The organism is Leptolyngbya sp. CALU 1928 (assembly GCF_056784215.1).
On the sequence record NZ_JBXBCE010000019.1, the window covers coordinates 182,254 to 194,979 of the forward strand.

General features: G+C 50.1%; 8 protein-coding genes. 6 read left to right on the forward strand and 2 right to left on the reverse strand.

What is annotated here, in order from left to right:
• Positions 1-293: 293 nt before the first annotated feature.
• From AC1S5B_RS26105 to AC1S5B_RS26130, 6 genes are all read left to right on the forward strand, one after another.
• Entirely contained in the window at positions 294-4,913 is a 4,620-nt protein-coding gene (locus tag AC1S5B_RS26105) for a two-partner secretion domain-containing protein (protein ID WP_482038584.1), read from the forward strand.
• 1 nt (position 4,914) lies between these two features.
• On the forward strand, positions 4,915-7,212 hold the full coding sequence (locus AC1S5B_RS26110) for a CHAT domain-containing protein (RefSeq protein WP_482038585.1): 2,298 nt from the start codon (positions 4,915-4,917) through the stop codon (positions 7,210-7,212).
• 116 nt (positions 7,213-7,328) lie between these two features.
• Positions 7,329-8,045 (forward strand): DUF928 domain-containing protein, encoded by a 717-nt coding sequence (locus AC1S5B_RS26115; protein WP_482038586.1) that lies wholly within the window; start codon positions 7,329-7,331, stop codon positions 8,043-8,045.
• A gap of 10 nt (positions 8,046-8,055) precedes the next feature.
• Positions 8,056-9,909, forward strand: a complete 1,854-nt coding sequence (locus AC1S5B_RS26120; protein WP_482038587.1) for a CHASE2 domain-containing protein — start codon at positions 8,056-8,058, stop codon at positions 9,907-9,909.
• A gap of 88 nt (positions 9,910-9,997) precedes the next feature.
• Positions 9,998-10,228, forward strand: coding sequence for a DUF433 domain-containing protein (locus tag AC1S5B_RS26125; protein WP_482038588.1), 231 nt, complete (start codon positions 9,998-10,000; stop codon positions 10,226-10,228).
• 269 nt (positions 10,229-10,497) lie between these two features.
• Positions 10,498-10,875 carry a hypothetical protein gene (locus AC1S5B_RS26130; RefSeq protein ID WP_482038589.1) on the forward strand — a complete coding sequence of 126 codons (378 nt, stop codon included), beginning with the start codon at positions 10,498-10,500 and terminating at the stop codon, positions 10,873-10,875.
• A gap of 9 nt (positions 10,876-10,884) precedes the next feature.
• Here the strand turns inward: AC1S5B_RS26130 and AC1S5B_RS26135 are convergent, their stop codons facing one another.
• A complete protein-coding gene (locus AC1S5B_RS26135; protein WP_482038590.1) occupies positions 10,885-11,262 on the reverse strand; it encodes a hypothetical protein in 378 nt (125 codons plus the stop codon).
• Between the two features lie 127 nt (positions 11,263-11,389).
• Positions 11,390-12,463 carry a CHAD domain-containing protein gene (locus tag AC1S5B_RS26140; RefSeq protein ID WP_482038591.1) on the reverse strand — a complete coding sequence of 358 codons (1,074 nt, stop codon included), beginning with the start codon at positions 12,461-12,463 and terminating at the stop codon, positions 11,390-11,392.
• Positions 12,464-12,726 lie beyond the last annotated feature (263 nt).

Here is a 12,726-nt window from a genome sequence, read left to right on the forward strand (position 1 = left end):
ATTTTACCCACCCTGTCGCTGTAACGGGCGATCGTTTTTGGGTTTTCTGTTAAGAAATAAAAAGCATCTCAACAATTTTAGCTCAAGAAAATAGCGCGGCACACGATTGAATCAGCCAAAAAATTAAAAGGATTTTTTCAAAAAAACTTACCTAATCAACACGTAAACCAACCCAATTGACCTTTTTCTTCTATTTGCGTAACCCACTGTTCTGTTTTTAACAAATCTGGGTATTTATATGTAGAGAGTTCCTGAAGCACCACAGTTTTTTATATTCGTCATCCTAATAAATAATGATACTTTCTCTATTTCCCCAGAAGCTTCTATCTAAAGGCATCTGGCTAACGGTAATGGGGGTTGTCTTAACCAAACCTTGCTTCCCTGCTTTGGCGCAACTGATTCCCGATCGCACACTGGGTTCGCAATCTTCCACGGTGGATACAAGTGGCGCGATGGACACAATTCAGGGGGGCGCAAGGTCAGGCGCGAACCTATTTCACAGTTTCCTAGAACTGAATGTGGGCAGTGGGCGATCGCTCTACTTCAGCGATCCCGGTGTCAGTAATATCCTCACCCGCGTTACGGGCACAAATCCTTCAAAAATCGATGGCAGATTGGGAGTCAGCGGCACCGCCAACCTGTTTTTAATCAATCCCAACGGCATTATTTTTGGCTCTGGTTCTAGTTTGGATATTCGCGGTTCGTTTACGGCGACGACAGCAGCAGGAATTAAATTTGCGGATGGCAGTGAATTTAATGCAATCAATCCAGCCTCTTCTAACCTATTAACCATCTCGATACCCATCGGTTTGCAGCGTGGCACCAATCAACCCACCGCGATGATCGTGAATCGTGGCAATTTACAGGTTGGGCAAGATTTGACCCTGGAAGCCGATCGCCTGGATCTGCAAGGAACGCTTCAAGTCGGACGAGATTTAACCCTGCTGGCAACCGATACTGTCAAAGTTCGGGACACCATAACCGATCCTTTTTTGGCACAGGCAGGTGGCAATTTAACCATTCAAGGCGATCGCGGGATTGACATTCTCGCCCTCAACCATCCAACGCAAACGCCTCTTATCAGCGGTGGCAACCTCACTCTGATTAGCGATGGTGTCATTTCTGGGGATGCTCGGTTTGCTAGCAATGGTAGTTTTCAGGTGCGATCGCTGTCCGGTGGGCTGGCAACCTTCACCAGTTTGTATGACCCGATTATTTCCAGTATTGGGGATGTTGATCTGGCGTTGAACTACACGGGTGCGTCATTGCTGATTGAAGCAGGCGGCAATATTCGGATTCAGGGCACCGTAGATATTACGGCTCCTGATGTGGCGGCTCCGTTTGTTGGGGATGATGTTGTGCTGAACACGCAGCCCGGATTGATTCTGCGATCGGGGCAAACGACGTTCCGCTACGCGGGTAACAGCGGAATTGTTCCGGGCAGTAACACGGGTGTTGGGTTAGTTCCCGCACCTGGAATCACGCTTCAAGATGCTGTCAATATTGCACCGGATGGAGTCGTTCGTTTGACAGCAGCGGGAAACGGCAGCATTACCACTCAAGGGATTCTGTCACCACGCGGGGCGATCGCCATGACGAGCAGTCAATCCATCACCACGAATGGACAACCTCTCAATGTTGCAACCGATAGCGGCGACGCTGGCAGTATTCGCCTGACGACGCTGAATGGGAATTTATCCACTGGAGATTTAGTCGCCAATGTAGAATCTTTTACTGGAGATGTGGGCAATGGTGGTGTAATTGCCCTTTCTAGCACCAATGGCAGCATTACCACAGGACAAGTGCAAACAGGAAGCTATAGTTTTGCCAATAGTGGCAACGGCGGCATCCTGACTTTCTCTGCCACCAACGGCAGCATTACCACAGGCGACATTGATAGTAGCTCGTTTGGATATGACAACGTGGGCGACGGCGGCACCCTCTCTTTTTCTACTACCAACGGCACCACTACTATTGGCAATATTAGGAACACCTTACAGTTAGCTGGACTCGGCACCATCGGCAATGGTGGCACTGTCACCCTAACGGGCAGCAACGGCACCATCACCACCGGCATCATTGAGTCCAGCCTAGTCGGGAACGGCACCAACGCCACCAGCCTACCAGCAATCACCATTACCAATACGAATGGCGCGATCGCTACAGGGGACTTATTTGCAACCTCACGGGATTTTTACGGTACAGCGATTAACGGCGGCACCATTACCGTGACCAGCAATCGGGGTGACATTACCACGGGTGATCTAGTAGCTAGATCTTTTGGCGGACTGGGAGGGCGCACCGGCGGAACGATTTTGGTGACGGCTGAGGACGGCAACATTACGACCAACAGGCTCTTTGCGGATGCGGGTGGCTTTGAGCAAAATCCTCTGGGCAATGGTGGCGCGATCGTCCTTACCAGTCCCAAAGGTGCCATTACCACCACTGACTTATCGGCTTCCTCATCAACGCTATCCTTTGACAATTCCAGTAGAACCGGAAATGCGGGTCGCATTACCCTGACAGCAGCGGGCAACCTGGAAACAGGGTCTATCTCCACTCTCGCCCTAGCTTATGTGCCTGACCCCGCAGCCCTTGGTGCAGCCGTGCCACCGGATGCTTATGGGTTTACGCTGGCAGGGAATGGTGGGGCGATCGCCCTGACCAGCACCAATGGCAGTATTCAGACTGGCAATTTGCTGTCTTTCTCCACTGCCGCGTTGGATCAGGGTTTTTATCTGGGGGTGCCCGAAGATTTTGACGGGTTCAACCGTGCCCTGCGAACGACCGGTAGTGCCGGCGGCGATATTCGCCTGAATGCTGCTCAAAACATCACCACTGGACTAATCACCACGATTGGAAACACCGGGTCGGGTGACATCACGCTAACGGCTGGCAATGCGTTCACGGGCACAGGCACCATTATCTCCAGCGATACCTTCGGTTCGGGGCGAGCCGGGGATATTCAAGTAACCGCCCGATCTGTCACCCTAGCCAACGGCGGGCAGTTGTCCGCTTCGGTTCATCAGTCTGGTAGTGGTGGCACCATTGCGATCGCTGCCGACAGTCTGGAAGTGAGTGGCACGACCACCCAGCCTCCCCAGGCAGACCTGCTGATTCAAACCCCAACTGGACTCACGGTTTTATCAAATTTTTATTTGGGCGGATATGTCCCTACCGGAGATCTGGCGAATCTGTCTTCAGGGGGGGCTTTCCCTAGTGGCATCTTTGCCCAAACAACCCAAGGCTCAACTGGAAGCGCTGGTAATATTGCGATCCAAACTCGGCAATTAAACCTGAAGGATCAAGGAACCATTGGCACCACGACGTTTGGATCAGGAAGTGCAGGCAACATCAGCATTCAAGCCAATTCGATCCTGGCGGACAATGGCTCCATTTTTAGCGGCGTGGCTCCCGGTGCAACAGGCAACAGTGGGGCGATCGCCCTTTCTGCCCAATCGTTGAATCTCGTGAATCGAGGGCGAATTCAGGCACTCACTTTAGGATCGGGACGTGCCGGAGATATCACGATTCAGACCGACCTAACCGCGATCGCTGGAAACCTCAGCGGCATTATTTCTGGCAGTGGCACCCCCGATCTGCGGGGCGGCAACATTGGCAACGGCGGCAACATTCAGATTGCCACCAGAGCGCTGCAAATCAAAGACGAGGGCATTATCAGCGCGTCAACCTTTACCAACGGTCAGGGGGGCAATCTCAGTGTCACGGCTACCGAGGTCGAATTGAGTAGCCAAGGTAGACTGTCGGCAACGACCCAAGATCGGGGAAATGCTGGAAACATTATGGTGAATAGCGATCGCGTGTTGATCACGGGCGATCGGGCAGGTATCTTTGCTAACTCCACACCCCAAGCGATCGGCAACGGCGGCAGCGTATTCCTCACTTCCAACCAACTCCTCTTGCAAGACAACGCCAGAATTACCGTGGGGACTCAAGGACAAGGGCAAGGGGGCGATGTCCAAATTTTTGCGAACCAAATTGACTTGGATAGCCAAGCTCTGATTACGGCAGAAACTAGTGGCTCTGGCAATGGGGGCAACCTGAACTTGAGTGCGAACCGGATCACGATTCAAAATAGAGCGGCAGCGAGTGTGAGCGGTCAGAGTACAGGCAGCGGGGGCAATCTGAGCGTCACTGCCAACTCCCTCACGCTGAACAATCAAGGACAACTCCTTGCTGAAACAACTTCTAGTGATGGGGGCAATATCACCCTCAATGTCCGAGATATTTTGCTGCTGCGGCGCAATAGCCTAATTTCTGCTAGCGCCGGAACTGCCCAAGCCGGAGGCGATGGCGGCAATGTCACCATCAAGGCTGGCTTTGTGATCGGGGTGCTATCAGAAAACAGCGATATTCGGGCAAATGCCTTTACAGGCAGTGGCGGACGGGTGGCTATCACGGCTCAAGGGATTTTCGGGCTGAAATTTCAATCCAAGCTCACCCCTTTTAGCGACATTACCGCCAGTTCCCAGTTTGGCATTAGCGGCACGGTCACCCTTAACACCCTGAATGTTGACCCCAATCGGGGATTGGTGCAATTACCCAGCACCTTCGCCGACTCGACCAATCAAATTGCCCAAACCTGCTCGCCCCAAAAAGTTGGCAATAGTTTTATTGTGACCGGGCGAGGCGGCATTTCCCCTGATCCAACGGAGACGCTGAGTCAACCCCCTGTGTGGATGGATGGGCAAGCGGTGGATGGGCGGCGGGGTGGACGGGTAGAGGAGGACAAGGGTGCAAACTCAACCGTTAAGACTCAATCAGTGATTGAAGCGACCAGATTGAGCAGAAATGAAGACGGGTCTATCTCGCTGGTGGCAGAGGGCGAAACGGCTCAAATGAGGTCATCGCTGGCGACTTTGACCTGTCAAACCCACCTTTTAGGACAGTGACATGCTGAACAATATGGATAGATTGACTCAAAAAATCTGCCGCCTGCTGTTCTGCGGTTTCCTGGGGGTGCTGTTAGTTTTTAGTCTGCCGATGGTGAGGGCGATCGCGCAACAGCCCAGCGTCCCTTTAGAACGTGCCCAACGCTCAAACCAGCAAGGACAACAGCAATTTGAGCAAGGCAATCCTCAAGCGGCATTAGAGCAATGGCAACAGGCAGAGCGCTTCTATCGCCAGGACAACAACCAGCCTGGAATCATCGGTGCTCAACTGAATCAAGCGAGGGCATTGCAATCATTGGGGTTTTATCGCCGCGCTAGAACCTTGCTCGATCAGATTGTGTTAGTTCAAAAGCAACAGCCTAATTCATCCTTAAAAGCCAGTAGCCTATTGATGTTGGGGAATATTCTACGGCTGGTGGGCGAAGACAAAGCATCCCAGCAGGTTTTGACTACTAGCCTCAGCGTTGCCCAACAGGTGAACTCCTTACCCGATATTCAAGCAGCCTATTTGCATTTGGGAAATACCTTAGTTGCTCAACAACAAATACCCGATGCGATCGCCTATTTCAAAAAAGCCGCCGCGATTCGTGAAACGATCCCTGGGGGAATCGCTGCCCCGCTGCAACTTCCCGCCCAACTGAGACAACTCAAATTCCAGCAACTCAACCGCGACCCGGAAGCCCAAACCCTGTTGCCCCAAATTGAAAACCAACTTGCAACCCTGCCGCCCAGCCAGACAACTATTTACGGACACATCGAACTCGCCTCAATCCTCAGCACTTCGCCTTTAAAGGCGGCTCAACTATTGGTGATCGCTCGGCAGCAGGCAAAAACCTTGGGCGATCGCCGCGCCGAATCGTGGGCGATCGGGCGGCTAGCCCATGTATATGAGCAAAATCAGCAGTTGCAGGCTGCCAAACAATTGACCGAGGAAGCTTTGCAACTGGCAAAAATGGTGAACGTGCCAGAGATAACTTATCAATGGCAATGGCAGCTAGGGCGAATTTTGCAGGCTGAGGGCAATGTGCAGCAGGCAGCAGCGGCTTATACGCAAACAGTGGACACACTGCAACTCCTCCGAAAAGACCTAACTGCTTTGGGTCAAGATGTGCAATTTTCCTTTCGGGATCAGGTGGAACCCGTCTATCGAGAACTGGTAGATCTGCTGCTGCAACCCGATGCAACGCAAGATAACCTGAAAAAAGCCCGCCAAGTCATTGAATCTTTGCAGCTAGCAGAGTTGAATAACTTTTTTCGGGAAGCCTGTTTAGATGCAACCCCTCAGGCGATCGATGATATCGACCCAACCGCAGCGGTGATTTATCCCGTTATTTTGCGCGATCGCCTGGAAGTAATCCTCTCGGTATCCGGACAACCCCTACAACATTACGCGACAGCTATTCCTAAAGCAGCCATTGAAGCTGGAATTGCCAAAATGCAGGCATCCCTGCGCCCCACTTCGTTTGCCAAAGAACAGCTAGGCGCTGCCCAACAGATGTATCGCTGGCTGATTCAACCCATTGCCGATACGTTGGCACAACGCAAGATACAAACCCTTGTTTTTGTGCTGGATGGTTCGCTTCGCAGCCTGCCAATGGCGGCATTACACGATGGCAAGCAATACCTGATTGAGCAATACCAGATTGCCCTAACGCCTGGATTGCAACTATTGAGTCCTCGCCCTCTCCAGCCCAAACAAATTCGTGCCTTGATTGGGGGTGTCAGCGAAGCCACATCTGAAACCACTGAGTTACCGGGTGTGCGGCAGGAGGTCGATGCAATTAGTCGTCAACTGTCGGCTGAAGTGTTACTCAACCGTTTATTTACGACCGATGCATTCAATGCCAAGATACAAACGGCTCCTTTTACGGTTGTGCATTTGGCAACCCACGGACAGTTTAGTTCTAATGCGGAAGAGACTTATATTAAAACCTGGGATGGCAAACTACAGGTGAATGAGTTGCAGGTACTGCTGAACCGCAGATCGCAAACCGACAAAACCGCGATCGAGCTACTGGTTCTCAGCGCTTGCGAGACGGCTCAAGGAGACAACCGCGCCGCTTTAGGTATGGCAGGAGTTGCCGTGCGATCGGGGGCACGTAGCACCCTGGCAACCCTGTGGCGGGTAGACGATGCCTCCACAGCCGCATTTGTGACTCAGTTTTATGAAACGCTGATCCGCTCAGACATCAACAAAGCCCAAGCCGTTCGGGAAGCTCAAATTACCCTGCTGCGATCGCCAGAATTTAAGCATCCCTTCTATTGGGCACCCTTTATACTAGTTGGGAACTGGTTATAAGTCTCTGAAACACGAGTGCAGGTAAAGGAAAGAGTTAATGCTTTCACGGTTGATAGAGGCGCACTGTTCATTAATTCCTCAGCACTATGAAAACAGTAAATTGGCACCCTTTCAAAATGGCTAGCAGTGTTCTCCTAACTTTAGGAATCGCTAGCGTCTCGGCTCAAAACGCTCATGCTCAATTTACCTCCCCACCCGGACAGGGAGTTCCTAAAGGCACCGCTGGGGGAGGCACACGCCCAATTGAGCAATGCCTACAGCAGCCCAATAAGCAGGAATCGCTGCTAGCATTAGCTCCCACTCGTTTTTTGGGTCTTACGTCCCAGGAAAATCCAGCCGTTTGGGTCTATGTGCCCAAAACAACGGCTCAGACTCTAGAATTTAGCCTGTTCACTTCAGAACGAGACGGCGTATATCAAGTGCAGTTGCCAGTTAGCGCTCCTGGATTGTTAAAAATCACAGTGCCAAAAGGGGCGGCACTCAAAGCTGGAAAGCCCTATTACTGGACAGCCGCACTGATTTGCAATCCCCAGCAGCGCACCGATGATTGGGTTGTGGGCGGTTGGATTCGGCAGCAACCGTTCAGCACTGATCTTCAGCGTCAATTGGCAGAAGCAACCCTAGAACAGCAGGTGAAACTCTATGCTGAAGCCGACTTTTGGTATGAAGCTTTGAATGCTTACTTAGATCTTCAGCAAACTCAACCCAACGCCCCAAATCTGTCACGGCTCTGGACAGATCTGTTGAAGACTGCTGGAATCAGCGCGATTCCCTTACAGGGCAAATTGCCTCGCATTACAGACCCGACAAACCTTACGCAAGTAACCCGTTGAAGAGGCTGTAATGTTAACGATGCCGCGATCGAGACACTGGCGCAGTTTAGGCATGATTACCCTAGGAATCACCGCTGCGGTTATGGGTGTGCAGTTGACGGGAGGATTACAACTACTAGAGTTAGCGGTTCTCAATCAATGGTTTCGTCTGCGGCCACTCGAACCTATATCCGTGCCCGTTGTTTTGGTAACCATTACCGAAGCGGATATCCGACGGATAGAACGATGGCCCCTATCTGATGCTCAACTGGCTAAGGTGCTGAACCGCATAAAACGCGATCGCCCTGCTGCCATTGGCTTAGCCCTTTATCGAGATCTGCCCGTAGAACCAGGACATGCTGAGCTATTACAGGTATTTAAAACCACTCCTAACCTGATCGGCATTACCAAAGCGATTGGCAATTCTAACGGGCAAGCCGTTGCGCCGCCGCCCATTTTGCGCGATCGCGATCAGGTGGGCATCAATGATTTACTGATCGATGCCGATGGCACGATTCGGCGTAACTTGCTGGCGATCGACCAGAATGGCAAGGAGCGGCAGGCACTCGGCACAAAATTGGCATTAAAGTATCTCAGTAAGCAGGGGATAACCCCGATCGTGAGGACGCAAGACGGTTGCGTTCAGGTTGGCAAAGCCACCTTTTGCCGTTTAGAGCAAAATGCCGGCGGATACATTCGGGTGGATACAGGCGGTTTCCAAACTTTGTCCAACTTCTTGCAGGTTCTGGGTGGTATTCCCTCAGTTTCCCTAACAGATGTGATGACTGATCGCGTTCCCGGGAAACGATTTCAAGACAAAATTGTTTTGATTGGCACCAAAGCAGACAGTATCTGGGGCGATCGCTTTTACACGCCCCATACAACAGATAGCAACAGTGCTTGGTCGGGGGTTGAAATTCATGCTAATTCCGTAGCCCAAATTATTAGCAGTGCCTTGCACGGTCGCCCCGTCTTACAGGGCGTGTCCCCAGTGTGGGACTGGAGTTGGATTTTACTTTGGGCTAGTGTGGGAACCCTGCTAGGTTGGTCAATTCGGTCGCTTCAGTGGGCGATCGTTCTGATTCCAGTTGCCATCATCAGCATTATTGCCAGTGCCTACGGATTGTTTCTGAGTGGCTGGTGGATCGTGGCGGTGTCTCCAGTACTAGGGTTCACTGGGGCGGTATTGCTCAGCCGCAGCTATTGGGTTTGGAGCACTTTAAAGCAAGCGAATCAACGGTTGGAACTGAAAGTCCAGGAGCGCACTCAAGAGTTAGTCAATCAAAATATTGCATTGGAACAAGTTCGCCTTGCAACAGAAACCGCAAACGGAGATCTCAAGCACCTTGCCCAGACCGATGAGTTAACGCAGGTTGCCAATCGGCGATTTTTCAATGACTATCTGAAGCAGCAGTGGCAGCAGATGCTACAAGCGCAGCTACCGCTTTCCCTGATTCTGATTGATATTGATTTCTTTAAGCTTTACAACGATACCTATGGACATCTGGCAGGGGATACGTGCCTATCCAAAGTTGCTAACAGCTTAAAATCAACGGTCAAAAGACCGGATGATCTCGTTGCCCGCTATGGAGGAGAAGAATTTGTCATTATTCTGCCGAATACCCCTATTGCAGGCGCGGTTCAGGTCGCTACCGATATAAAATCACACCTCAGATTTCTCCAAATTCCTCATCGGAGTTCTCAAATCAGCCCATGGCTAACTTTAAGCATGGGAGTGGTTTGTATAGTGCCAACTCTCCAAATGTCCCAAAATGACTTGGTAGATAAAGCAGACCAAGCTTTATATCGGGCAAAAAGGGCGGGGCGCGATCGCGCCATATCAGAAGAACTATTCACTCAACCCGTCCAACAGGTGCTTGATTAATCATTAAGATGAGTAAGTAGATAAAAAATCAAAGTGTTGATCAGCCAGAGCAGTGTTGATCAGCCAGAGCGCAGATGGATTTAAAACAATGGCTACTGTAAAAATTAGAAAAACTCCTGGAATCTGCAATGGAGCAGCTTGTATCGGTCGTACCCAGATTCCCGTGTGGCAGTTGATCGCGTTGCACCTGCAAGGATGCTCCGATGCCAACTTGCTTGGCGACTATCCACAGTTGACGAGAGAGGACTTAAAAGCGGTTCGCACTTACTACGCTCAAAATACGGAAGAAATCGATGACGCGATCGCGGCTGAAAACTAAGACCGTTAAGAAAGCAGCAACAACACTATTTTTGAATTGACTCTGTGGCGATGTTATTAGCATGATCAACCAATGATCCACAGTGCTCAAGAGTCTTACAATTGGTAGTGAGTTGGTGGGCTACACCGAAATTGAGCAGCGAGTTGGAACAGGCGGAGCAAAGTCTGATAACACCCTGGTGACAGTTGGCTGCGAGAAAATGAATAGGCGAGTTGCCCACTCAAACTGCGATTTCTAGCAAATTGTTACGATCTCAATAGCGATCCGCCATGGAACCTGATTCTGATTTTTTAACCCCGGAAGAATGTGCTGAAGTCGATAGAGCGCTGCTGACTTCCCATGATAAATTCACCACACGAGTGACGATCTATGCGCTGCGATCGCTCAAGCAAATTGCCCAGCAAGCCAACACGTCCATTGCGGCTCTGGAATCAACCCAAATTGAAGAGTGGGTCTATCAAGATGCCAGCTTACAAAAAGCGGGAGATGGTGAATTTCGCCGCTTCTTTTCGCAACTGGTGATTTCATCCCTCAAACCGCTCAGACGGATCTCCAGGGAAGCAAACGTTGAGATTGAAAGTTTAGCGATCGCCCAAGTAGTTGCCTGGTTTGAACAAGAGGCAAAGAAAAAGCTAGAGAAAAACTGACCTAAATCTCTAATCTTTATTTCGTTTTGCAATTTTACGGTCAGCCGCATCTCGTTCAGCCGCGTGTTCTGCGTCATCTTCTCGGTGGATTTGATAAATATCGGCATCGGAGCCAATAATTTGAGCGATCGCCTCAGAATGCAGCACTCGATTTGCCACCGACAGCGAATCGGTCAAGATGCCAAATAAGGCAATTACTTCTTCCAAGTGCTGCACATTTTCTTGAACTTGGGCGGTTTCTTGAGCATCGACATGGACTCGATTTAACAGGTTACCTTGCTGTAATTTATAGCGAGAGTGGGCTGTTTTGAAATAATGATGCAGTTGGCTCACAGTTGACGCGACCGAGGCTCCATCATCCAAAAAACTCAAATTATCAGTACTCATAAGAATTAGCTAAAACAGCCTGTTTACAACTCAGAATCAACGGACGTACAAGTCTGAATCATTCACTCAAGACTTTGCAGAACGCTTTCACTATTTTAGGGATAACCCACCAAACGAGCAAAGATTATTACTGACGAGGAACATCAGTTTTTGTAGTATTTTTGGCAACTTTTTTGGCAGCAGATCGCTTGCGAGTTCTGGCTGGTGCCGCCTTAATTTCAACAACTGGCTCGACAACTGGCTCAATCACTGGCTCGACAACTGGCAAAACAGGTTCTAGTAACATTTGGTGCAGATAACTACGAAATGCCGGATCAAGATATTGCTGCCGCACGGAATCCCAATCTGCTAATGCTTCCGATCGCGTTTGCTGAATCGTCGCTTGCAGCGCTGGCATTTCGGCACGTTTTGGCAAATATTCCTTTAGAAGATCTTGCAGCACGTAGCTGTCTTGCAGCTTGCCCAGATTATCTTGCAGCAATTTGATCTCTCGAATCCAGTCTTGAAACGGCTGACTATAAAATGGCACAAAAAACTCTGCCTGATAGCGGACGTGCTTACACGCTTTTCGCAAATCATGGAGAATTTCTCCGCCTGCTGTTGAAGAAGCACTGGCTGGGATGAGCCAACCCGGATGCAGCAGCAAATCGGCAAGCAAAGGACTCAGCAGATCGGGCAGTAGAGGGATAATTGGCAGTGTTGCTAAAGAGGTATATTCAGGGGTTTCTAGCCAGTCTTGGTAGCTGGTTTTGAGATTCTGATAGCGCGATCGCCCAAAGGTTCGTTCAACCATAGCGAAGGCTTGTCGGCGTTGTTTGTACAACACTTGGAGCGCCTCATGCAGCAAATCTTCTTCAACCCCATCTACCAAAGGTAAGTAAGTCCCTTCCAGTGCCGCAATTTGTACATCTAAATCACGCAGTTTGCCCAGAACTTTGGCGATCGCACTGACCCGTTTCGAGTTCGCTTTTTTGGGCATTTGAACTGCCACTCCAAACACTTGCAACGCGGTTCTTAATTTGCGCGTTCCCACCCGCATATGATGCAAATCTTCTGGATCGGTATCCGCTAAAACTTTCTTTTCATATTTGAAAATGCTGCGATATTGCTCACTGAGAACGGAGTGAGCGTAGTCACCCAGCGTAAGTACGGGATCAGGAGTCGATGCAATCTGAAATGATGTTTTTTGTGCCGCTTTCATAAACTTAAACCGAATCTCGTAAATTCAAACCAAAAAATTTGGGTAATCTAATAGTATAAACGCTGAAGGAAATATGTAGAAAACTCTAGCCGAACTCAAGTGATCGCCCTCGGTTTATCCAGTTTTGAATGGGCGATCGTGTGGTTTCCCAGATTCCAGCCAGCGAAAGAATGCAGTCTCTCAGATTAATCAAGAAGTAGCATCTACTTGCGTGAATTGAAGCTTTTCAAGCAACAATTTATCCGGGTCTTCTACCACCACTG

Coding starts and splice junctions, on each gene's coding strand:
- AC1S5B_RS26125 (WP_482038588.1), top strand. CDS start 9,998: ATGGCTACTGTAAAAATTAGAAAAACTCCTGGAATCTGCAATGGAGCA.
- AC1S5B_RS26115 (WP_482038586.1), top strand. CDS start 7,329: ATGGCTAGCAGTGTTCTCCTAACTTTAGGAATCGCTAGCGTCTCGGCT.
- AC1S5B_RS26105 (WP_482038584.1), top strand. CDS start 294: ATGATACTTTCTCTATTTCCCCAGAAGCTTCTATCTAAAGGCATCTGG.
- AC1S5B_RS26140 (WP_482038591.1), bottom strand. CDS start 12,463: ATGAAAGCGGCACAAAAAACATCATTTCAGATTGCATCGACTCCTGAT.
- AC1S5B_RS26130 (WP_482038589.1), top strand. CDS start 10,498: ATGGAACCTGATTCTGATTTTTTAACCCCGGAAGAATGTGCTGAAGTC.
- AC1S5B_RS26120 (WP_482038587.1), top strand. CDS start 8,056: ATGTTAACGATGCCGCGATCGAGACACTGGCGCAGTTTAGGCATGATT.
- AC1S5B_RS26135 (WP_482038590.1), bottom strand. CDS start 11,262: ATGAGTACTGATAATTTGAGTTTTTTGGATGATGGAGCCTCGGTCGCG.
- AC1S5B_RS26110 (WP_482038585.1), top strand. CDS start 4,915: ATGCTGAACAATATGGATAGATTGACTCAAAAAATCTGCCGCCTGCTG.